Consider the following 22,646-nt stretch of genomic DNA (forward strand, 5'->3'; position numbering starts at 1 on the left):
TGCCCTTATACCAACCGGCCAATGAATTGGCCGGTTGTATCGCCCCTCTGCCTTAGCGCCCGCATCCGCGGGCTTGGCCGCCGCCGCAATGGCGGCAGGATACCGGCCAACGAGTCACATCAATGGTTGGCCGGACTTACCGCCGGGTTTCCAGGCTTTCGATATAGGCGGTGACGTCGTCAACCTCGTGACGCTTGAGCTTGAAGCCCGTCATCGGCTTGGCGTGCGGCTTGGTCAGGGCGGCGCGGATGTCGGCGGCGCGGCGGTCCTTGGCGATGGACCCGAAGCTGGGGCCGGCATTGCCGCCGGCTCCCGACGGCGACACCACGTGGCAGGCCGCGCACCAGCGCGCCGCCAGCTCGCCGCCGGCATCGGCCGAGGCGGAATTCGCCCATGCCGGCGCCGCCATCACCACCAATCCTAACGCCACCGTCAGCGCCACGCGCATCCGTTCGTCTCCCACCGATCAAGCAACTGGGTCTGGATGGCCGGAACAATGCCCGCTTCGCTGCGCTGCGGCAAGCATGTTTCACGGCCGATTCCGGAATGGGAGTCCTGCGCTGCGCGCAGCTGCAATCACGCCTGGGGGATGATCAGGTCCAGGGTGGTCGCGGCCAGGCTGATCTCGGCCGGCAGGCGGGCGACGATGTCGCCGTCGCCTTGCAACGGCGCGCCGCGCGGGCCCAGGATGACCATCGAGCGGGCGGTGACGTGCTCGACCTCGGGCAGGTCGGCCAGGCGGTTCATCGGCAGCGCCAGGCCATAGCGCATCAGCCCGGCCATGCCCGATTTCGGCAGGATGCAGATGTCCAGCTGCGGCTTGTCCAGGCTGGCCCCCGGGGCGGCGACGAACGGGCCGCCGTAATAGCGGCCCTTGCAGGCCACCGCCATGCGGCCCTGATAGGTGCGCCCATTGGCGCGGACCTGGATTTCCGGGAAGTCGTAGCCGAACGCCTGTTTCACGCTTTCCACCACATAGGCCAGCTTGCCGGTGCGCCGCTTGAGCGCCGGATTGATGCCGGCCACCACCTGGGCATCCAGCCCGGCCCCGGCCATCAGCAGGAAATGACGGCCATTGGCGATAGCGGGATGGACAATCTGGGACGGGCCGAAGGCGATGGTCCGGGCGATGGCCTCGATATCCTTGGGGTCCAGGCCGATTTCCAGCGCCAGCACATTGGCGGTGCCCAGCGGGATCACCGCCAGCGACGGCGGCTTGGCCGCCGCCATCAGTCCGTTGACAACCTCGTTGACGGTGCCGTCGCCACCGGCGGCGGCGACCACGTCATAATCGTCACGGTCGCACTCGCGGGCGAAGTTTTCGGCGTCGCCGCGCCGGCCGGTGTCGCGGCAGACGACGGTGCAGCCCAATTCCTCCAGCCGTTCGACCACATCCTCGAACCGACGGCCGTGGCGACGCCCGGCGGTGGGATTGTGGATCACCAGCACGCGGCGGGGGATGGACGGGGCGATGGCGGCGGCATCCGGTTGGATCATGGTCTGAGCGAGCATGAGGGAAGGTGATACAAAAGATGGCAACATTGTTCCAATGAAACAATTGTGACGGATTCTTTTCCGGTTAGTGAAATTTAAAAATGACGGCGAATTAACGATACCATGCCAACACTATTTCGACGTATCAGGACGTCATGTCTGTTGACGCCGCACCATCTCGGCGCTTTCGCGCCATCTGGATTTCCGACATCCATCTTGGTACTCGGGGATGCAAGGCCGAATACCTTCTTGAGTTTCTCAAGCAGACCGAATCCGATATTCTTTATCTGGTCGGCGACATCGTCGATGGCTGGCGGCTGTCGAAATCGTGGTATTGGCCGCAGGCCCACAATGACGTGGTGCAGAAGCTGCTGCGCAAGGCGCGCAAGGGGACCCGGGTGATTTTCGTCCCCGGCAACCACGACGAATTCGCCCGCCATTACCTGGATCATTCTTTCGGCGGCATCGAGGTGGCCGAGCAGGCCATCCATTATACCGCCGACGGCCGCCGCCTTCTGGTGCTGCACGGCGATTCCTTCGACGGGGTGGTGACCTACGCCAAGTGGCTGGCTCGGCTGGGCGACGGCGCCTATACCCTGGCGCTGGCCTTGAACCATTGGGTCAATCTGGCCCGGCGCCGGCTGGGCCTGCCCTATTGGTCGCTGTCGGCCTATCTGAAGCACAAGGTCAAGAACGCCGTCCAGTTCATGGCCGATTACGAGCGCACCGTCGCCGACGAAGCGCGCCGCCAAGGCGTCGATGGCGTGGTGTGCGGCCACATCCACCATGCCGAGCTGCACGAGATCGACGGCATCCTTTACGCCAATGACGGCGATTGGGTGGAAAGCTGCACCGCGCTGGTCGAGCACCTGGACGGCCGCCTGGAGATCCTGCGCTGGCAGGAGGAACTGAACGCCACCCCCGCCCAGGCCGAGCACCGGTCCGAGGAGGAAACATGCGCATCGTCGTCGTCTCTGACGCCTGGTTTCCTCAGGTCAATGGGGTGGTTCGCACGCTCGACACCTTGAAGGCCGAGCTGGAACGGACCGGCCATCAGGTGGTGATGGTCACCCCCGACCTGTTCCGCTCGGTGGCGTGCCCGACCTATCCGGAAATCCGCCTGGCCCTGGCGCCGTCCGCCAAGCTGGCCCGGCTGATCGAGGCGGCCCAGCCCTGCGCCATCCACATCGCCACCGAAGGCCCGCTGGGCTGGGCGGCGCGCCGCTTCTGCCGGCGCCGCCAGCTTCCTTTCACCAGCGCCTATCACACCAAGTTCCCCGAATATGTCCGCGCCCGCTTCGGGGTGCCGTTGGGCCTGTCCTATCGGGTGATGCGGCGCTTCCACGATGCCTCGGCCCGGGTGATGGTCGCCACCCGAAGCATCGAGAACGAACTGACCGCGCGCGGCTTCTCCCGCCTCGGCCGGTGGTCGCGCGGCGTCGATACCGCTCAGTTCCGGCCCCGGCCCGAATGCCGGGGCGAGCACGGCCCGCTGGCCGGCCTGGCCCGGCCGATCTTCCTGTCGGTCGGCCGCGTCGCGGTGGAAAAGAACATCGAGGCGTTCCTGGCGCTGGACCTGCCGGGATCGAAGGTGGTGGTGGGCGACGGCCCGATGGCCGACGAATTGAAGCGCCGCCACCCCGAGGCCCATTTCGTCGGGGCCCGCTTCGGCGAGGATCTGGCTCGCCACTACGCCGCCGCCGACGTCTTCGTGTTCCCGTCGATGACCGACACTTTCGGGCTGGTGCTGCTGGAAGCCCTGGCGTCGGGCCTGCCGGTGGCGGCCTATCCGGTACCGGGGCCGCTGGATGTGCTGGAGGGCGGGACGGCCGGCATCCTGGACACCGACCTGGGCAAGGCGGCGCGCGCCGCCCTGGCCTTATCGCCCGAGGCCTGCCGCGCCCACGCCATGGGTTTTTCCTGGGCGGCGGCGACACAGCAGTTCCTGGCCAATCTTCAGCCGTTCGACCCGGCCTGCTCGCCCGATCCGGCGCCCCATTTGGCCAGCATGGCCTGAAGCTCGGCCGGGCGGAACGGCTTGCCCAGATAATCGTTCATGCCGGCGGCCAGGCAGCGTTCCGCGTCGCCGGCCAGGACGTGGGCGGTCATGGCGATGATGGGAAGGCTGCCCCCACCGTCCGGCAGGGCGCGGATCCGGGCGGTGGCTTCCAGCCCGTCCATCTCCGGCATCTGGATGTCCATCAGCACCATGTCGAACCGGCCGGCCGCGACCGCCGCCACCGCCTGGCGCCCGTCGGAAACGGCGGTGACATGGTGTCCCATCCGTTCCAGTTGGGCGATCGCCACCGTGCGGTTGACCGGGTTGTCCTCGGCCAGCAGCACGCTCAGCGGCCGGCACGGGACGGGCTGGGTCGCCGCGACCTCGTCTCGCTCGTCGATCACCGGCAGGAACGGCAGGGTGAACCAGAAGCGCGAGCCGCGCCCGGGCTCGCTGTCGACCCCGATCTCGCCGCCCAGCGCCTCGACCAGCCGCTTCGAGATGGCCAGGCCCAGGCCGGTACCGCCGAAACGCCGCGACACCGAGGAATCGGCCTGGCTGAAGGAATGGAACAACCGGCCGATCGCCTCGGGCGGGATGCCGATGCCGGTGTCGCGAACGTCGAAGCGCAGCACCGGGCCGCCATCTTGTCGGCCGACGGCGAACACCGAGATGGCGACGCCGCCCCGCTCGGTGAACTTGACCGCGTTGCCGACCAAATTGAGCAGGATCTGGCGCAGCCGGGCGCCGTCGCCCAGCAGCCGGCCGGGGATGTCGGGCGCCGTGTCCAGGCTGAGCTCGATCCCCTTTTCGCGGGCGCGGGGGCCCAGCAGGGCGGTGACCGCCTCCAGGGTCTCGCGCAGCGAGAAGGGCGCCATCGCCATGGTGGTCTGGCCGGCCTCCATGCGCGAGAAGTCCAAGATGTCGTTCAAGATGGTCAGCAGCGCCTCGCCCGAGTGCAAGATGGTCTGGGCGCAATCCTTCTGGTCGGCGGCCAGCGGGGTGTCGAGCAGAAGGCTGGCCATGCCCAGGATGCCGTTCATCGGCGTCCTGATCTCGTGGCTGATCACCGCCAGGAACTCGGACTTGGCGCGGCTGGCCGCCTCGGCTGCCTCCTTCGCGCGGTTCAACTGGGCTTCCGCCGCGTAATGGTCGCTGACATCGGTGATCGAGCCGACGATGCCGACCACCTGGCCGTCGGCGTTGCGATAGGCCGCCTTCTGGATCAAGGCGTGGATGTCGCGCCCATCGCCGGCCTTCAGCGGCATTTCGAACTGGCACACCCGCTCGCGCCCCTCGATCAGCGCCTGGTCGGTGCTGGCGACCCTTTGGTGCAGGTCGGGATTGGGATTGATCCGCTTCAATTCGGCGCCGATCACCTGATGGCGGGGCAGCCCGACCAGGTCCAGGAAGGCCCGGTTGCATCCCAGATGGCGGCCCTGGATATCCTTGTAGAAGATACCGTTGGGAATGGTGTCGATCACCGTCTGATGCAGCGCCAACTGGTCCTGAAGCGCGCGCTCGGCGGCCTTGCGGGCGGTGATGTCGTTCAAGGCCACCAATACCGCCGCCTCGTCCATTTCGACCAGGGCCAGGGATACCAGGGCCCAGAACGGCTGGCCGGTGACGGTCCGCAAGCGGACCTCGAATTCATCGACGAAGCCGCGCTCGGCCAGGCGGTCGCGCAGGCGGATCAGGTCGCGGCGCGAGGCGGCACGGGCCGGAAGCGGCCGGCCGGTCAATTGCTCGACCGTGGTGCCCAGAAGACGGGCCGCCCGGCGGTTGACGAACAGCACGCTTCCGTCCTCGCGCCGAAGCAGGGCCAAAGGATAGGGCGCCGAGGTCAGCAGCGTCGACAGGCGGTGTTCCGACAAGGCCAATTGACCGCGCGATTCGCGCTGCTCGACGCGCCGCCGGGTCAGGGTGTAGGCGGCCGTCGCCGCCAGCAAGGCCAGCAGCGCGCCCAGCGTGCGCAATTGCATCTGCACCGGCGAGGCATGCTGGTCCCAGCCGCCGACCGGGACGGCGGCCATTTGCCAGGTGCCGCCCGGCAGGATGATTTCGGTCAGCACCGGATCACGGTCGAACAGACGGGGATCACCATGGAACACCTCGCCCGCCGCCCCCAGGCCGTCGCGGCCACGGATGGCGATGTCCAGGCCGCTCTCGCGATCGGTGACCCCGGTCTCGTCCAACAGGCCGGGCAGCATGATCGGAATGGCGATCAGACCCCAGGGCCGCCCGCTGCCGGCCGCGCCGTCGGGCGGGCTTTCGAACACCGGCATGCGGCCGATCACCGCCACACCGCCCTGGATCAAGGTGACCGGCCCGGCCAGCATCGGTTCGCGCTGGGCGAACATCCGCTCGATCGCCGGCCATTGCTGCGGCAACGAGCGATAATCCACCCCCACCGTCTGGCTGTTGCCGGCCTGGGGATAGACGTAGGTGATGGTGGTGCCGCGCGCCAGGGCGATGTTTCGGATGTGGCGCTTCTGGCGCATCATCTCGCGGGCGATGGCGGAAAATTCGTCTTGGCCGATCTCCAGCCGGGTGGCGATCACCGCCGCCAGGCCCCGGGTCAGCAGCAAGGTCCCACCCAGTTCGCCCTCGAGCCGGGCCCGCACGGTGGCCAGACGCCCCAAGGCGAGCGCACGGATTTCCTGATGGTGACGGGCCGATTCCAGGGTATCGACCAGACTGACCAGCGCCAGCACCAGCGCCGCCACCATTCCCGCCGCCAGCCAAGACCGATTGCGTGTCATCCGCGCGGCCCCCTCTCTGGTTGGCGCCGACCTAGATGAAGAGCTTATATCATTCGAACAGGGTCGTCACCGCCAGACCAGCGAATCCACCGCGCCGCAGGCCGGACAGGCGATTGCCCACGAATCGGCCGGCTTGGCGCAGACCTGGCAGGTCCAGGCCGGCTCGGCCCCGGCACCCGCCGCCTTCATCAGCCAGTCACGGGCCGCGGCTTCGTCGCCCTTTTCCTCGCGCTCCAGCCGGGCCAGCAGGATGTAAAGCCCGGCGCTGGGCCGCAACTCCACCGCCTTTTCCAGATGGGTGCGGGCCTGACCCCATAATTTGGCCGCCAGGGCGACCTCGGCCAGGGCGGCATGGCCGCAGGCGCCGTCAGGGTTCAGGCGCACCAATTTCTCGACCCGTTTGACGCGATCGAGCGGGCTTTCCTTCGGCGCCAGGGCCAGGGCCGCCTCGATCAGGTCGGGGTGGGCCACGGCTTCCCAGGTCGCCGCCAGCACCGATTCCGCCTTGCGGGTCTTGCCGGCGCGATGCAGGGCGGCGGCGGCCTTGACCGCCGCCGGCACCAGGATCGGGTCGGCGCGGTGGGCGGTCTGGGCGAAGTCCAGGGCGGCGGCAGCATTGCCGTCGCGTTCGGCCTGATCGGCGCGCGCCAGGGCCACCAGGGCCTGACGGTGCAACAGGTCGGCGCCCGACAGCAGCTTGCGGCGCTTGGCCTCGGTCAGGGTGGAATCCGCCTCGATCCACTGGCCGGCGCCGGCCTGCAGGTCGAACAAGGTGGCGGCCAGCCCGTCGGTGGTGCCGCCCAGCGACCAGCCCCGCGCGGCCAATTCCAGCGCCTTGGCCTTGTCGCCCTGCTTGAGCGCGAGATCGGTCAGGCCCTTGAGACCCAGCACGGCGGTTTCGGGGCGTTCGGCCAGGCGCTGGTAATGGCGTTCGGCATCGGCGCCGCTGTGCACCTGCGCCGACAGCAAGGCGGTCAGCGAGCTGTCGGCCAGCAGGCGGTCTGCCCGCTTGGCCAATTTGCGGGCCTGACGCGAATCGCCGGCGGCCAGGGCGGCCATGCCGTCGGACAGCGCCCGATAGCCGGCCTGGGTGCGCTTGGCCCGGCGGCCGGCCAAAAAGCGACCTGGCCCGCCCACCACGGCACCGGCCAGGCGCAGCAGCGCGTTGACGGCGATCATCAGCGCCAGCATGGCCAGCACCAGCACCGGGACGGTGGTATCGACCCGCCAGCCCTCCCAACGAAGGGTCACCGAACCGGGCCGGTCGGCCAGCCATACCGTGGCGGCGACCAGCAGCCCGGCCAGCACGGCGAAGGTCAGCAGGCGGCGGATCATGGCTTGGCCCCGATGGCGGCCACCACATGGGCGGTCATCTCGGACACCGCATGGTCGGCGGCCAGCCGGTCGCTGGCGTCGGCCAGCCAGGGGGCGGCAATCGTGGCGGCGCCACCGGTCAAGCGCGACAATTCGGCCAGGGCGGCGGTCAGGTCGCCCTCGCCCAGCCGCGCCGTGGCGCGCGCCACCAGGGCCGGGCTGTCCTCGCCCACCGCATCGCCATCCTCGCGGCGCACGATGACCAGGGTGGCCAGCCGGTCCAGGGTCTGGCGCCACCAGCTCATCTCGGCCGGCAGGATGTCGGCGCGGACGATGGAAGGCGCCAAAGCGTGGAACCGCGACACCAGCACGGCACGGGTCGGCAGGCCGGCTGCGGCACGGGCCTTCAGGATCTCGACGCCGCGCAGGATGTCGGAATCGGTGCCGGCCAGGGCCTTGACGGCGCGCAGTTCCGAATCATAGGGAAGCGAGGCGGCCAGCGCCTCGCGCAATTGCCCGACCGCCAGCAGCAACGCCACCGCCGAGCTTCGCTTCGATTCCAGCTCGGCCAGGCGGGATTCGGCCTTTTCCAGCCGGTCGGTCATGCGCAAGACGGCGGCCGCGTCGGCGCTGGTGCGCTTCAACTCGCCCACTTGCGCCGCCAGTTCCTGCAGGTCGGCGGTCAGGCGGGCCGGAATCTGCGCCTGCAGTGCCTTGATCTGGCCTTCGGCCTGGTCCAGGCGCGCATCGGCGGCGGGACGGGCTTCCAACTGGGCCAGGCGCCCCTGTAGAGCGGCCAGCTCGGCCCGCACCGAATCGGAGGCCGGCGCCACCGGAGCCGGAGCGGGATTGGCCGGAGCCGGATTGGCTGGAACCGAATTGGCTGGCGGGGCCAGGGTCGCGGTGGGGACCACCATCTCCAGCACCGACTTCCACGATTCATAGGTCAGCGCCGCCGCCCCGATCAGGGCGGCCAGGATGACTGCCAGAACCAGCGCCCAGGCCGACGAGCCCTTGGCGGGCGCCGCATTTTCCGGTTCCGGGCGGGCCGGGTCGCCGGATGCGGGCGTGGCTGGCTTGGGCACGTCGGTCTCGGTCATGGAAGGTCCCCGGTCGGTCGTGGGCTGAAGCGCCGCCAACAGGGCGGCTTGGGTGGGAGCGGCGGCCACATGGACCCCCGCCCACGGCAGGGCGGACAATTCCCGCGCCACCGCCTGACTAAGCGCGTAAGCGGCGATGCGCCCGGTGGTTTCGGACAAACCGGCCGCCGCCACCAAGGTAGCAAAGGTCGCCGCCGTGCGGGGAGAGAAAAACAAGGCGACGTCGATGGTGCCATCTTTCAGGGATTGCGCCAGCTCGTCGGAAATGCGCTCGGCGGTTTCGGCGCGGTACAGCACCACCCGGCGGACGGTGAAGCCGGCCTGGCCCAGCCGGCCCGACAGATCGCCCGCCGTGACCGAGCCGGCGGCATGCAAAAGCGCACCGGCTTCCGGCCGGCAGCGTTCGGTGACCAGGGCGGCCAGGCTGTCGACGTCGCCGCCGGCGCTGGCCACAGCGCGGTAGCCCAAATCCCGCGCCGCCCGCGCCGAGGCGTCGCCCACCGCCCACACCGGCAGGTCACGGTCGGCCAGCGTCCGGGCCAATGCGCGGATACCGTTGGCCGAGGTGGCGAGGATGCCCTGAAGCCCGTCGGTGTCGATCTGGGCGTCCTCGACCGGGCGGATCTCCAAAAGCGGCTCGATCTGGACGGCGAAGCCCAGTTCCGCCAGCGCCGTGGCGATTCCGTGACTGTCCTCGCGGGGCCTTGTCACCAGGGCGCGTTTGGCCCGTGCCGCACCCGTGCCGGGTGGCTCGGACACCGCTCGGGCTGGGGGCACCATGCCCTAGCCCTTGATGGCGTCGAAGAAGCCCGGCCCGGCCCGGCCGATCAGTTCTTCCGCCGCGTCGGTGCCCATGGCCGCCGCGTCGGTGCCCATGGCCGCCGCGTCGGCGGCCGGTCCGCTCCGTTCGGTGGCATGCACGATCTTGCCGTCAAGGCTGACGATCAGGCCGCGGAACCGCAAGGTTTCGCCCTCCAGCTCGGCCAGGGCGGCGATCGGCGTGCGGCACGAGCCGTCCAGCCGGGTCAGGAAGGCCCGCTCGGCGGTGATGCGGGTCATCGTCTCGGGATGGTTCAGCGCCGACAGGAAGCGCAGCGAATCCTGGTCGTCGGCGCGGCAGGTGATACCGATCGCGCCTTGCGCCACCGCCGGCAGCATGTCGTCGGGCGAGATGGCGCCACTGGCATGGTGGGCCAGCCCCAGCCGGTTCAGGCCGGCCATGGCCAGAAGCGTGGCATCGACCACCTTTTCTTCCAGCTTGCGCAGACGGGTCTGGACGTTGCCGCGAAAGTTCACCACCTTGAGGTCGGGGCGGCGGTGCAGGATCTGGGCGCCACGCCTGAGCGACGACGAGCCGATCACCGCGCCGGCCGGCAGGTCGGCCAGGCTTTTGGCGGTCAGACTGATGAAGGCGTCGCGGACATCCTCACGCGGGAGCACGCAGGGCAGGACGATGCCGTCGGGCAGAACGGTGGGCACGTCCTTCATCGAATGGACGGCCAGCTGGATACGGCCCTCCAGCATCGATTCGTCCAGCTCCTTGGTGAACAGGCCCTTGCCGCCGATCTCGGCCAGCGGACGGTTCTGCACCATGTCGCCGGTGGTGTTGATCACCTGAATGGCGACGGCGCCGTCGGGGGCGAGTTCGGGCCAGGCGGCCGCCAGGCGGTGCTTGGTTTCGTGGGTCTGGGCCAGCGCCAGGGGCGAGCCGCGGGTGCCGATGGTGAGGATGGGTTTGTCGGTCATGGTCCGGTTGTTGTAGGTAATGACGAGGATTCTGGAAAGGGATTTCACGCGTGCTGGTGCTGGGCATCGAGACAAGTTGCGACGAGACGGCGGCCGCCATCGTGGCCGACGATCGGACCATTCTGGCCGATGTCGTGCTGTCGCAACTTGACGATCATCGTCCCTATGGCGGAATCGTTCCGGAAATCGCCGCCCGCTCGCATCTGGACCATGTCGATCGCCTGATCGGCCAGGCCATGACCCGGGCCGGCCTGACCTTCGACCAACTGGACGCCGTCGCCGCCACCGGCGGGCCGGGCCTGATCGGCGGCGTGATGGTCGGCGTGATGGCCGGCAAGGCCATCGCTCTGGCCGCGGGCAAACCGTTCCTGGCCGTCAACCATCTGGAAGGCCACGCGCTGACCGCCCGGCTGACCCATGACGTCGCCTTTCCCTATCTGCTGCTGCTGGCGTCGGGCGGCCATTGCCAATTGCTGGCGGTGCTGGGTGTCGGCCACTATCGCCGCCTGGGCACCACCATCGACGACGCCGCCGGCGAGGCCTTCGACAAGGTCGCCAAGATGGTGGGCCTGGGCTATCCCGGCGGGCCGCAGGTGCAGGAATGGGCGGCCCGGGGCGACGGCGACCGTTTCCAGCTGCCGCGCCCGATGAAGGGCAAGCCCGGCTGCGATTTCAGCTTTTCCGGCATCAAGAACGCCGTGCGCCTGCTGGTCGAAGGCCTGGAAAAGCCCTTGTCCGACCGGGACAAGGCCGATGTCTGCGCCGGCTTCCAGAAGGCGGCGGCCGAAAGCATCGCCGACCGTACCCGGCGCGCCATCGAGCTGATGCAGGCCCAATGGCCCGAGACCAGCCATCTGGTGGTGGCCGGCGGCGTCGCCGCCAACAAGGCCCTTCGCGCCAGCCTGGAACAACTGGCCGGCCGCGCCGGCATGACCTTCCTGGCGCCGCCCTTGAACCTTTGTACCGACAACGCGGCGATGATCGCCTGGGCCGGGCTGGAACGGTTCCGCCTGGGCCAGACCGACCGCCTGGATTTCGCGCCTCGCCCGCGCTGGCCGCTGGACCCCACCGCCCCCAAGGCCAAGGGCGCCGGCATCAAAGCCTGAACCCGGAGACCGACACGATGGACAATTTCACCTATCACAACCCGGTCAAGCTGATCTTCGGCAAGGGCCAGATCGCGCAAGTGGGCCGCGACATCCCCAAGGGATCGCGCGTGCTGTTCGCCTTCGGCGGCGGCTCGATCAAGGCCAACGGCATCCATGCCCAGGTGGTGGCCGCCCTGGGCCAGCACAGCCTGACCTTCGTCGAATTTTCCGGCATCGAGCCCAATCCCCGCTACGAGACGCTGATGAAGGCGGTCGACTTGGCCCGGGCCGAGAAGCTGGACTTCGTCCTGGCGGTCGGCGGCGGCTCGGTGGTGGATGGCTGCAAGTTCATCGCCGCCGCCATCCCCTTCGAGGGCGATTGCTGGGACATCGTCGCCAAGCGCGCCCGGCTGAAATCGGCGGTGCCCTTGGGCGTGGTGCTGACGCTGCCGGCGACGGGCTCGGAAATGAACGCCTTCTCGGTGGTCAGCCGCGAGGAAACCGGCGAGAAGCTGGGCTTCGGCTCGCCCGCCGTGATGCCGCGCTTCTCGGTGCTGGACCCCGAATCCACCTATTCCCTGCCGGCGCGCCAATTGGGCAACGGCATCGTCGATGCCTTCGTCCATGTGCTGGAACAGTATCTGACACGGCCGGCCGACGCGCCCTTGCAGGACCGCCTGGCCGAAGCGGTGCTGGCCACCCTGGTCGAGATCGCCCCCAAGGTGATGGCCACGCCGCCCGATTATCAGGCCCGCGCCAATCTGATGTGGTGCGCCACCATGGCCTTGAACGGACTGATCGGCCAGGGCGTGCCGCAGGATTGGTCGACCCACATGATCGGCCACGAACTGACCGCCCTTTACGGCATCGACCATGCCCGCTCGCTGGCGGCGGTGTGGCCGGGCGTGGTGGCGGTGCGTCGCCCGGTCAAGCGAGCCAAGCTGGCCCAGTTCGCCGCCCGGGTCTGGGGCCTGACCGAGGGATCCGAGGACACCCGCATCGACCTGGCGGTGGCCAGGACCCGCGCCTTCTTCGAAAGTGTCGGCGTGCCGGCCGGCACCACAGCCGCCGGCATTCCGGCCGAAGCGGCTGGATTGGTCGCGGCCCGCTTAAGCGAACGCGGCGGCCTGCCGCTGGGCGAGGACGGCGCCATCGGCGCCGCCGAGGTCCGCGCCATCCTGGAGGCGGCGGCGTGACGAACTATTCGTAGAAGCTGCTGGTATCGACGGTCAGATCGTCGATGACGATCTGACCGTCCTCGGTCAACCGCCCTTTGATGTGCCCAGGAAGATTGTCTGAGGTGGTGATCTCATCATTCCTGCCGCCGTAGCTTAGTCCGACATAGACAATCACATCGGCTTCGAATTTCTCGTCGCTGGTCTGGATACTCTCGTCAATGACATCCACACCATCGAATTCGGTGCGATTGGAAAGCTGGTCCAGTTCGTTCAAGACGGTAGGAAAACAATTGAGCAGAGCCGTCCCATATACGGCTCTGGCAATTTCCGCACCATTGATCTTGTTCTGGGCCATCGCATGCCTCAATAGTTCACGTTGCCAACGGCAATGTCATTGGAATACTGCCATTCCAAGGTTGCCCCAATACCATCAAGGTCAGCACTGATATGGGCAGTGTCAATGCCCAAGTAGAACAGCTTCTTCCGGAAGAAGGGTCGATGACGGTCCGGAATGACGAAGCAGTCTCGTCGCACGTTTCTGACATGGAGTGGGGCCGAGGGGTCAGGGTGAATCGAAAAGAAGCCCTTCTGGTTGACGATGCGGGGAACATGGCCGTTGGGAATGGCAAAAGTCACTTCGGTTAAGTCGAACGGATTGGTGTCGGTCATGTCACGAAGAGCTGGGATGAAATAGGCCATAATTGCCGCATCGGGGGAAAGTGCCGCCTGTTCTGGTGCTGCCGGGTCGGCCGCCAGAACAGGCGGCTTGGATGAAACCGCGAAATAGGCCGCGACCAGCGGGTTGCTTGTCCAATCCATCAGACGGGTCGGTAGACCGTGATGCTGGGCAATTGATAGAATGTCGAATTGGGTCAGTGTCTCGCGGCGAAGCAGCGGCCGACAGCGTCGCTCGAAGTTGGAGAGAATACGCCGTTCTTTTGCCGGGTCGAAACGTTCGCGGCCGATTTTTGGGACCAACTCATAATCTTTGGAACCCAATCCACGGAATAGCCATGGCGCCTGGGCGTGGCGGTCGATGAACTCCATGAATTTCCGCCAGCATTCCTCACGTTCCAACCTTGACGCAACGGGACTCATGAGGGCAGACCTTTCCTCTAAGGTTAGACCTGGGATGCCGCGTCATGTGCAGCCGGCTGCCGGCAGTGTATCTGCGTATCGAAAGATGATCAATGATTGCGCAAAACTGTGAAACAACACCCAGAGTAACGCCCCCCACCACCCTGGTCCTGGGCGGCGCCCGCTCGGGCAAAAGCGTCTATGCCGAGGGATTGCTGGCGGGTGCTGCGGCCCTGTATATCGCCACCGGCCAGGCCTTCGACGACGAGATGGCCGAACGCATCCGCCTGCACCGCGACCGGCGCGGGCCGGACTGGACCACCCTCGAGGAACCGCTGGAACTGGCCGCCTGCCTGGACCGCCACCTGTCGCCCGACCGCGCCATCCTGGTCGATTGCCTGACCCTGTGGATCAGCAACCTGATGCATGCCGGCCTGGATGTCGGGCGCGAGACCGACCGCCTGGCCGAATTGCTGCAAGACCCGGCCGGGCCGGTGGTGCTGGTCTCCTCCGAGGTCGGGCTGGGCCTGGTGCCCGACAACAAGATGGCCCGCGAATTTCGCGACCATCAGGGCCGGGTCAACCAGAAACTCGCCTCGGTCTGCCGCCGCGTGGTATTCGTCGCCGCCGGCCTGCCGCTGATCATGAAGGATACGCTTTGATGTCCAAGGTTCCCGCCACCGTCATCACCGGTTTCCTGGGGGCTGGCAAGACCACCCTGGTCCGCCACCTGATGGAAAACAACCAGGGCAAGCGCATCGCCCTGATCGTCAACGAGTTCGGCGACAAGGGCGTCGATGGCGAGTTGCTGGCCTCGTGCGGCATTTCCGGCTGCGCCGAGGATTCCATCATCGAACTGGCCAATGGCTGCCTGTGCTGCACCGTCGCCGACGAGTTCCTGCCGACCATCCAGTCCCTGCTGGAACGGGCCAGCCCGCCCGACCATATCCTGATCGAGACCTCGGGCCTGGCCTTGCCCAAGCCGCTGGTCAAGGCCTTCCACTGGCCGGAAATCCGCTCGAAGGTGACCGTCGACGGGGTGATCGCCGTGGTCGATGCGGCCGCCGTCGCCGATGGAAGATTCGCCGACAGCCCCGAAGCCATGGCCCAGCCCGACCACGACAACCCGCTGGAAGAGGTGTTCGAGGACCAACTGGCCTGCGCCGATCTGGTGCTGCTGAACAAGACCGACCTTTTGCATCCCGACACCGTCGCCCAGGTCCACCAGCAGGTGGCGCAGGATCTGCGCGCCGGCATCAAGGTGGTGCGCACCAGCAAAAGCGCCATCGACCCCCGGGTGGTGCTGGGCCTGAGCGCGGCGGCCGAGGACGATCTGGCCGCAAGGCCCAGCCATCACGATGCCGAGGACGGCCACGACCATGACGATTTCACCAGCTTCGCCATCGCCCTTCCGGCCATAACGGATGTCGAGGCGCTTGAGGACCGCATCCTGGACGCCATCGCCACCCACGACATCCTGCGCCTGAAGGGCTTCCTGGCGGTCGAGGGCAAGGCGGCGCGCGCCGTGGTGCAAGCGGTCGGGACCCGGCTGGAACGCTGGTTCGACCGGCCGTGGAAAAGTGACGAGGTCCGCACCGGCCATCTGGTGGTGATCGGCCGCACCGGGCTGGACCGGAGTGCTATTGAAGCAATGATTCGAAAATGAGATACCTTACCGAACTATTTGACCTCGCCCTCGTCCTTTGGTAGCAAATCGGCCATGCACTACGCTGACCCATCGCCATCACGTTTCCCCAGGCCAGATATCGAAGCATTCGCCGAAGCGATCTTCGATCGTATGAACCTGGAACCGGGCCACCCGATGGATGATATCGTGACCCGATTAGGGGGACGAATTTCGTTTGTCGATCTCATGTCCCTGGGCGAGTCCAGCGATGGCTCGATTCGCATTGATGACGAGCGTAGCTTCGAAATTTTTCTACCTCTGCACACCAGCCGTGAGCGGGACCGCTTCACCACGGCCCACGAACTGGGGCACTTGTTTCTGCACTACCTCTATCCGCGTAAGATGGGCCGCAAGGTAAAGCTGATGAAAGCACGACGTGCGGGCAGTGGCCTTGTGGAATGGGAAGCAAACTGGTTCGCTGCTGCCTTTTTGATGCCTCGCCAGACGTTTGTCCGCGTTCACGACGAGTGCGGAGGCAACCTGCACGAACTCTGCGAAGAGTTCGGCGTGTCGTTGGCTGCTGCGCGAATCCGAGCTGAAACCGTGATCGGACCGCATGTCGAAGTCGAAGCATAAAAGCAAAAAGCCGGACCCATTCCCCGCGTTCCTGCAGTCGAAGCTCAGGCTTTTCCTGAGCGTGGACCTCGTCGGCTCGACTGCCTTCAAGCAGAGGGCTCTGGAAGAGACCCGCTCCGTATCAGGATCAAGAATATACTCGTACTGGCTTGAGGTTGTTACGGAGTTCTATCGCAAGATCGACGAGCTGTTTTTTGAAGAGTGGGACAATCTTGCCAGCGCCCAGAATTCCGGTGCGCTCCAGCGCGGAGAGCGGCCGGTCTTCTGGAAGACCCTCGGCGACGAGCTGCTTTATACTAAGGTTCTGACCCATCATTCGGAAGCTTTGACCTGCCTTTACGCATGGATCAAAGCGGTTGGCCGATATAAGGATTCGCTCAAGGAAAAATCCCTGCTCTCACAATTGTCGGTGAAGTGCACAGCATGGCTAGCGGGTTTCCCGATCAACAATTCCGAAGTCATCGTATCGACACAGGGGAACCCGATCAGTCCGATCGCGGGAACCGACCACGTATTCGAAAACATGACACTGCTGGACAATTGGTATAACCAGTCTGCCAAGATTAAGCGGGAAGGGGTGCTAGATTTCGTCGGCCCCTCCATCGATATCGGCTTCCGATTGGCTGGACACTCCACCAAGCGTAAGATGGCTATCTCGGTCGAATTGGCCCTTCTCGCCGTGTCCGCCCAGTTCAATGCGATAGCCCCCGACAATCACAAGCCTCTTAGAATTTTCTACGGCGGCGGAACCGCATTGAAGGGCGTTCTTGATGGAGAGCCCTATCCCTGGTTCTGGATCGACCTGAGCCGTGATGACGAACGGAACACCCTCGAGGAGAATCTCTTCAGCGACAACAAAGAGGCCATCAAGACGTTCTGCTTGTCCTTTTTCGAAGGACACCCGGACTTCGTGAAACCGTACATCTGCGGCGGGAACGACAATCTGTTTCACGATAGACCCAAATCGCACCCAGATTTGCAGCAGGCGCTGCTGAGCGGATGGACCGATTATCGGAAGAAAATCGCGGAAGAAGCCGAGGCTCTGAAACACGACAGCGATGCATCGGCGCGATCCGGCGACCCCGCCGGCATAGATCAGGTGCTTGACGATCTCCCCCGCTAGCCTTAGACGCTAGTTCATGCATCTTCTTGCCGCCCAGCCCGGCAGCGTTTCCGACGGGGCCGAGGCCATCGACCTTGGCCAGAGCCCGGCCGACATCGTCTTCCTGTCGGCCGCCGATTCCGAGCTGGCGGCCCTGGCCGCCGCCCACGCCGCCCTGGGGGCGCCGGTAAGCTTGCGCCTGGCCAATCTGATGCGCCTGGCCCACCACATGTCGGTCGATCTTTATGTCGATCAGGTGGTGGCCCACGCCAAGCTGGTGGTGGTGCGGCTGTTGGGCGGGCGGGCCTATTGGCCCTATGGCATCGAGCAGATCGCCCGGACCTGCCGCAAGCAGGGCATCGCCTTCGCCATCCTTCCCGGCGACGACCGCCCCGATGCCGACCTGCTGGCCGAAACCAACCTGGAGCCGGAAGAGGTGCAGCGTCTGTGGCGCTGGCTGATCTTCGCCGGGCCCGACAATGCCCGATCCTTCATCGGCTTCTGTGCCGAAAGGACCGGCCACCCCACCGCCTGGCTGGAGCCCCGGCCGCTGCCGCCGGCCGGCCCCTATGACCCGCAGCCGCGCGATCTGGCCCGACCGCTGGCCCTGGTGGTGTTCTACCGCGCCCTGGTGCTGGCCGGCGACACCGCCCCCATCGATTCCCTGCTGGCCGCCTTGCGCGGGCGCGGATTGGATGCCTGCGCGCTTTATGTCTCGTCGTTGAAAGAGGCCGCCTCGGCGGCGCTGGTCGAGCAGACCATCGACGCCGACCCGCCCGCCATCATCGTCAACGCCACCGGCTTCGCCGTCGCCACCCCCGGCCGGCCCGAGGATTCTCCCTTAAGCCGCGCCGATTGCCCGGTGCTGCAGGTGGTGCTGGCCGGCGGCACGGAAGCGGCCTGGCGCGACGGCACCCATGGGCTGGGCCCCAAGGACATCGCCATGAACGTGGCCCTGCCCGAGGTCGATGGCCGCGTGCTGGCCGGCGCCATTTCGTTCAAGGGCGCCAGCCGCGATCAGGCCACCCAATGCGACATCGCCCGCCACCAGCCGGTGGCCGACCGCGTCGATTTCGCCGCCGATCTGGCCGCCGCCTGGGCCAGATTGCGGCGCAAGGAACCCGGCCAGCGCCGGGTGATGGTGGTGCTGGCCAATTACCCCAACCGCGACGGCCGGCTGGGCAACGGCGTCGGCCTCGACACCCCGGCCGGCACGGTGCGGGTGCTGCAAGCAATGCAGGCCGCCGGCTATGATGTCGGTCATATCCCGGCCGACGGCGATGCGCTTCTGGCCCTGCTGCAACAAGGCCCGACCAACGATTGGCGACATCTGGACCAACGCGAGGAACGGGAATCCCTGTCGCTGGCCGATTATCACCTGTTCTTCGGCGCGCTGCCCGACGGCGTCCGCCAGGCGGTGCTGGACCGCTGGGGCCCGCCCGAGGGCGATCCGTTCTTCAGGCCGGGCGCGCTGACGTGCGGCCGCTTCCTGCTGCCAGTGCTGCGGCTGGGCAATGTCGCCATCGGCATCCAGCCGGCGCGCGGCTATAATATCGACCCGGCCGCCTCGGCCCACGACCCGGCCCTGGTGCCGCCCCATTCCTATCTGGCCTTCCACGCCTGGTTGCGCTGGCAATTCCAGGCCGAAGCCGTCATCCATATGGGCAAGCACGGCAATCTGGAATGGCTGCCGGGCAAGGCCTTGGCCCTGTCGGCCGATTGCTTCCCCCAGGCCTGCCTGGGCGCGCTGCCCAACCTTTACCCCTTCATCGTCAACGATCCCGGCGAGGGCACCCAGGCCAAGCGGCGCACGGCTGCGGTGATCATCGACCATCTGACGCCGCCTTTGACCCGGGCGGAAAGCTATGGCCCCTTACGCGAGCTGGAACGGCTGGTCGATGAATATTACGACGCCGCCGGCCTGGACCCGCGCCGGCTGGTGCCCTTGAAGAAAGAGATCCTGGCGCTGACCGCCACCATCGGCCTGGATGCCGATCTGGGCATCACCTTCGCCGACGATGCCGACCAGGCCCTGGCCAAGCTGGATTCCCATCTGTGCGAGCTGAAGGAATTGCAGATCCGCGACGGGCTGCACATCTTCGGCCAAAGCCCGACCGGCCTGCAGCGTCAGACCTTGCTGGTGGCGCTGGCCCGGGTGCCGCGCGGATCGGGTGACGGCAACGCCTCGCTGCTGCGTGCCTTGGCCGAGGACCTGGGCCTGGGCTTCGATCCGCTGGAGTGCGACCTGGGCACCGCCTGGACCGGCCCCACCCCGGCCGCGCTGGACAGCCCCGATCCGTGGCGGACCATGGGCGACACGGTCGAGCGGCTGGAAGCCCTGGCCCTGGCCCTGGTGGCCGAAGACCGCGCCTGCGAGCCCTCCTGGACGCGCACCATTGCGGTGCTCGACGCGATCCGCCACCGCTTGGCCCCCGCCGTCGATGCCTGTGGCCAGGCCGAGCTGGACGGCCTGCTGGCCGGGCTGGACGGCCGCTTCGTGCCCCCCGGCCCATCGGGGGCGCCGACCCGGGGCCGGCCCGACGTGCTGCCGACCGGGCGCAATTTCTTCTCGGTCGATACCCGCATGGTGCCGACGCCGGCGGCCTGGGCCTTGGGCTGGAAATCCGCGCAATTGCTGGTGGAACGCCACCTGCAGGACCATGGCGAGTGGCCGCGCACCATGGCCCTGACCGCCTGGGGCACCAGCAACATGCGCACCGGCGGCGACGATATCGCCCAAGGCCTGGCCCTGATGGGGGTGCGGCCGACCTGGGATGTCGGCTCGAACCGGGTGTCGGGTTTCGAGGTGATGCCGGCCGGCCTGCTGGACCGCCCGCGCGTCGATGTCACCCTGCGGGTCTCGGGCTTCTTCCGCGACGCCTTCCCCGATCTGATCAATCTGTTCGATCAGGCGGTGCGCGCGGTCGCCAAGCTGGATGAGCCCGCCGACACCAACCCCCTGGCCGCCCGGGTGCGCGAGGAACAAAGCCGGCTGGGCGAGGGCCTGGCGGCGGCGCGGGTGTTCGGCTCGAAGCCCGGCGCCTATGGGGCCGGATTGCAGGCCCTGATCGACGAGGGCGGCTGGAACGACCAGGCCGACCTGGCCGCCGCCTATGTCGCCTGGGGTGGCTGGGTTTACGGCGGCGGCAACGAGGGCGAAGCCGCGCACGATCTGTTCACCACCCGGCTGTCCCAGGTCCAGGCGGTGGTGCAAAACCAGGACAACCGCGAGCACGATCTGCTGGATTCCGACGATTACTACCAGTTCGAGGGCGGCATGAGCGCGGCGGTGGCCCAGGCCTCGGGGGCGCAGCCGGCGATCTATCACCCCGACCATTCCCGCCCCGAAAGCCCGCGCATCAAGACCCTGGAAGAGGAAATCGCCCGGGTGGTCCGCGCGCGTGCCGCCAATCCCAAATGGATCGAAGGGGTGATGCGCCACGGCTATAAGGGCGCCTTCGAGATGAGCGCCACGGTCGATTACCTGTTCGCCTTCGCCGCCACCACCCATGCGGTCAAAAGCCACCATTTCGACCTGCTGGCCGACGCCTATCTGGCCGACGACCGCGTGCGCGCCTTCATGGAGCAACACAACCCGGCGGCCCTGGCCGAGATGAAGGCCCGCTTCACCGAGGCCATCCGCCGCGGCCTGTGGACGCCCCGGCGCAATTCCATCCATGCCCTGTTGTGACATTTCACAAAACTGTCACCGCTTTCGCGCTATACCTTCCCCGCCCCTTTCCAACCGGACCCCATCATGTCGGATCAGATTGTCGAGACCAAGATGAACGCCACCAGCGTTCGCGTTCATTATGGCGCCAAGGAAGCGTTGAAGGGCATCGATCTCGACATCCCCGCCAACCGGGTCACCGCCCTGATCGGGCCGTCGGGCTGCGGCAAGTCGACCTTCCTGCGCTGCTTGAACCGCATGAACGACACCATCGCAGGCGCCAAGGTCAGCGGCACCATCACCCTGGACGACGAGCCGCTTTACGGCGACGGCGCCATCGATCCGGTGCTGCTGCGCATGCGGGTCGGCATGGTGTTCCAAAAGCCCAACCCCTTCCCCAAATCGATCTATGACAACGTCGCCTTCGGCCCGCGCATCCATGGGCTGGTGCCCGACAAGGACAGTCTGGATGCCATGGTCGCCGACGCCCTGACCAAGGCCGGCCTGTGGGTCGAGGTCAAGGACCGCCTGGGCGACATGGCCACCGGCCTGTCGGGCGGGCAGCAGCAGCGATTGTGCATCGCGCGCGCCATCGCGGTCCGGCCCGAGGTGATCTTGATGGACGAGCCCTGCTCGGCGCTGGACCCCATCGCCACCGCCAAGGTCGAGGAACTGATCGACGAACTGGCCGAAAGCTACACCATCGTCATCGTCACCCATTCGATGCAGCAGGCGGCCCGGGTGTCGCACCTGACCGCCTTCTTCCACCTGGGCAGCCTGATCGAGGTCGGCCCGACCGAGCGGATCTTCACCGCGCCCGAGCAGCAATTGACGCAAGGCTACATCACCGGCCGATTCGGCTGACCGGAGGAGCAAACATGCCGACCGTGGGCGATCATCACATCGTCAAATCCTATGACGAGCAATTGAAGCGGCTGCACGACGCCATTTCCCGCATGGGTGGCCTGGCCGAACGCCAGCTGGAACTGTCGTTGAAGGCGGTCGAGACCCGCGACGACACACTGGCCGGCGAGGTGGTCGCCTCGGACGCCGCCATCGACGCCGACGAGCATTTCGTCAACGAACAGACGGTGCGGCTGCTGGCGCTGCGCGCCCCCGTCGCCGACGATCTGCGCACGGTCATCGCCTCGCTGAAGATCGCCGCCGACCTGGAACGCATCGCCGATCACGCCGCCAACAACGCCAAGCGGACGCTGGTGCTGAACCAGGCCGCGCCGCTGGCCCCGGTGCGCACGCTGTTGCGCATGGGCCGGCTGGTGCAGGAATTGCTGGCCCAGGTGCTGGCCGCCTATCTGCAGCACGACGCCGCCCAGGCCCTGGCGGTGCGCGCCCGCGACCAGGAGGTGGACGCGCTCTATTCCAGCCTGTTCCGCGAGATCCTGACCTACATGATGGAAGACCCGCGCACCATCACCGCCTGCTCGCACCTGATGTTCATGGCCAAGAACATCGAGCGCATCGGCGACCACGCCACCAACATCGCCGAGATGAGCTATTTCCTGATCACCGGCCAGTCGCTGGCCGACCAGCGCCCCAAGGGCGACCGCTCGAACACCGAAGGCCTGACGCCATAAAAAGTTGTCCGTGAAAAAGTCCTTCGCTTCGCTCAGTGTACTTTTACACGTTGATTCAAAAAGAGAAAAATAGGCTTGGGGCGGCCCTGCGCCTATTTTTCGTGTTTGACCGCCGCCATGAGGCGAGCCGTGCTCGCCTCATGGCGGGAAAACAAACCAATCCCGCGCGGGAAGCTTGCTTGAGCACGGGGTTTCCAAACAGAATCGGGGAAAAGTACACCGAGGCGAAGCCGAGGGACTTTTTCACGGTGAATTAGA

19 protein-coding genes are annotated in these 22,646 nt (G+C 66.8%); 11 read left to right on the forward strand and 8 right to left on the reverse strand.

The window, feature by feature from the left end; translation table 11 throughout:
- Positions 1-136: 136 nt before the first annotated feature.
- Both MTBLM5_RS12950 and MTBLM5_RS12955 read right to left on the reverse strand, forming a co-directional pair.
- On the reverse strand, positions 137-448 hold the full coding sequence (locus MTBLM5_RS12950) for a c-type cytochrome (protein ID WP_173976520.1): 312 nt from the start codon (positions 446-448) through the stop codon (positions 137-139).
- Positions 449-576: 128 nt separating this feature from the next.
- Positions 577-1,497 (reverse strand): diacylglycerol kinase family protein, encoded by a 921-nt coding sequence (locus MTBLM5_RS12955; RefSeq protein ID WP_173976521.1) that lies wholly within the window; start codon positions 1,495-1,497, stop codon positions 577-579.
- Between the two features lie 152 nt (positions 1,498-1,649).
- Between MTBLM5_RS12955 and MTBLM5_RS12960 the strand changes: the two genes are divergently transcribed.
- Entirely contained in the window at positions 1,650-2,522 is an 873-nt protein-coding gene (locus MTBLM5_RS12960) for a UDP-2,3-diacylglucosamine diphosphatase (protein ID WP_173976522.1), read from the forward strand.
- On the forward strand, positions 2,450-3,511 hold the full coding sequence (locus tag MTBLM5_RS12965) for a glycosyltransferase family 1 protein (protein ID WP_173976523.1): 1,062 nt from the start codon (positions 2,450-2,452) through the stop codon (positions 3,509-3,511). The genes MTBLM5_RS12960 and MTBLM5_RS12965 overlap by 73 nt, the downstream gene beginning before the upstream one ends.
- Here MTBLM5_RS12965 and MTBLM5_RS12970 read toward each other — a convergent pair.
- From MTBLM5_RS12970 to hemC, 4 genes are all read right to left on the reverse strand, one after another.
- Positions 3,451-6,255, reverse strand: a complete 2,805-nt coding sequence (locus MTBLM5_RS12970) for an ATP-binding protein (RefSeq protein ID WP_173976524.1) — start codon at positions 6,253-6,255, stop codon at positions 3,451-3,453. The two genes, MTBLM5_RS12965 and MTBLM5_RS12970, sit on opposite strands and share 61 nt — an antisense overlap.
- A gap of 66 nt (positions 6,256-6,321) precedes the next feature.
- On the reverse strand, positions 6,322-7,590 hold the full coding sequence (locus MTBLM5_RS12975) for a heme biosynthesis protein HemY (RefSeq protein ID WP_254431038.1): 1,269 nt from the start codon (positions 7,588-7,590) through the stop codon (positions 6,322-6,324).
- Positions 7,587-9,449: a uroporphyrinogen-III synthase gene (locus MTBLM5_RS12980; protein ID WP_173976525.1), complete on the reverse strand. Its 1,863-nt coding sequence runs from the start codon at positions 9,447-9,449 to the stop codon at positions 7,587-7,589. The genes MTBLM5_RS12975 and MTBLM5_RS12980 overlap by 4 nt, the downstream gene beginning before the upstream one ends.
- A 3-nt stretch (positions 9,450-9,452) precedes the next feature.
- Positions 9,453-10,415: a hydroxymethylbilane synthase gene (hemC, locus tag MTBLM5_RS12985; protein WP_173976526.1), complete on the reverse strand. Its 963-nt coding sequence runs from the start codon at positions 10,413-10,415 to the stop codon at positions 9,453-9,455.
- 50 nt (positions 10,416-10,465) lie between these two features.
- Between hemC and tsaD the strand changes: the two genes are divergently transcribed.
- Together tsaD and MTBLM5_RS12995 are read left to right on the forward strand one after the other, a co-directional pair.
- Entirely contained in the window at positions 10,466-11,521 is a 1,056-nt protein-coding gene (gene tsaD, locus MTBLM5_RS12990; protein WP_173976527.1) for a tRNA (adenosine(37)-N6)-threonylcarbamoyltransferase complex transferase subunit TsaD, read from the forward strand.
- Positions 11,522-11,538: 17 nt separating this feature from the next.
- Positions 11,539-12,699, forward strand: coding sequence for an iron-containing alcohol dehydrogenase (locus MTBLM5_RS12995; RefSeq protein ID WP_173976528.1), 1,161 nt, complete (start codon positions 11,539-11,541; stop codon positions 12,697-12,699).
- Between the two features lie 4 nt (positions 12,700-12,703).
- Here the strand turns inward: MTBLM5_RS12995 and MTBLM5_RS13000 are convergent, their stop codons facing one another.
- The gene (locus tag MTBLM5_RS13000) at positions 12,704-13,036 is read right to left on the reverse strand and encodes a hypothetical protein (protein ID WP_173976529.1); all 333 of its coding nucleotides are present in this window, start codon (positions 13,034-13,036) and stop codon (positions 12,704-12,706) included.
- A gap of 8 nt (positions 13,037-13,044) precedes the next feature.
- The gene (locus tag MTBLM5_RS13005; RefSeq protein ID WP_173976530.1) at positions 13,045-13,728 is read right to left on the reverse strand and encodes an FRG domain-containing protein; all 684 of its coding nucleotides are present in this window, start codon (positions 13,726-13,728) and stop codon (positions 13,045-13,047) included.
- A 143-nt stretch (positions 13,729-13,871) separates the two neighbouring features.
- Between MTBLM5_RS13005 and cobU the strand changes: the two genes are divergently transcribed.
- The 7 genes from cobU to phoU all read left to right on the forward strand — a co-directional run bounded on the left by cobU (position 13,872) and on the right by phoU (position 22,388).
- Positions 13,872-14,420 (forward strand): bifunctional adenosylcobinamide kinase/adenosylcobinamide-phosphate guanylyltransferase, encoded by a 549-nt coding sequence (gene cobU, locus MTBLM5_RS13010; RefSeq protein ID WP_173976531.1) that lies wholly within the window; start codon positions 13,872-13,874, stop codon positions 14,418-14,420.
- Positions 14,420-15,424 (forward strand): cobalamin biosynthesis protein CobW, encoded by a 1,005-nt coding sequence (gene cobW / locus MTBLM5_RS13015; protein WP_173976532.1) that lies wholly within the window; start codon positions 14,420-14,422, stop codon positions 15,422-15,424. Before cobU ends, cobW begins: the two co-directional genes overlap by 1 nt.
- A 54-nt stretch (positions 15,425-15,478) precedes the next feature.
- Positions 15,479-16,021, forward strand: a complete 543-nt coding sequence (locus MTBLM5_RS13020) for an ImmA/IrrE family metallo-endopeptidase (RefSeq protein WP_173976533.1) — start codon at positions 15,479-15,481, stop codon at positions 16,019-16,021.
- Positions 16,002-17,144, forward strand: coding sequence for a hypothetical protein (locus MTBLM5_RS13025; RefSeq protein ID WP_173976534.1), 1,143 nt, complete (start codon positions 16,002-16,004; stop codon positions 17,142-17,144). The genes MTBLM5_RS13020 and MTBLM5_RS13025 overlap by 20 nt, the downstream gene beginning before the upstream one ends.
- Before the next feature lie 16 nt (positions 17,145-17,160).
- Positions 17,161-20,814, forward strand: a complete 3,654-nt coding sequence (cobN, locus tag MTBLM5_RS13030) for a cobaltochelatase subunit CobN (protein ID WP_173976535.1) — start codon at positions 17,161-17,163, stop codon at positions 20,812-20,814.
- A 66-nt stretch (positions 20,815-20,880) separates the two neighbouring features.
- Positions 20,881-21,657 carry a phosphate ABC transporter ATP-binding protein PstB gene (gene pstB / locus MTBLM5_RS13035; RefSeq protein ID WP_173976536.1) on the forward strand — a complete coding sequence of 259 codons (777 nt, stop codon included), beginning with the start codon at positions 20,881-20,883 and terminating at the stop codon, positions 21,655-21,657.
- A 14-nt stretch (positions 21,658-21,671) separates the two neighbouring features.
- Positions 21,672-22,388, forward strand: coding sequence for a phosphate signaling complex protein PhoU (phoU, locus tag MTBLM5_RS13040; RefSeq protein ID WP_173976537.1), 717 nt, complete (start codon positions 21,672-21,674; stop codon positions 22,386-22,388).
- Positions 22,389-22,646: the final 258 nt, after the last annotated feature.

The organism is Magnetospirillum sp. LM-5, from assembly GCF_902729445.1.
GTDB lineage: Bacteria > Pseudomonadota > Alphaproteobacteria > Rhodospirillales > Magnetospirillaceae > Magnetospirillum.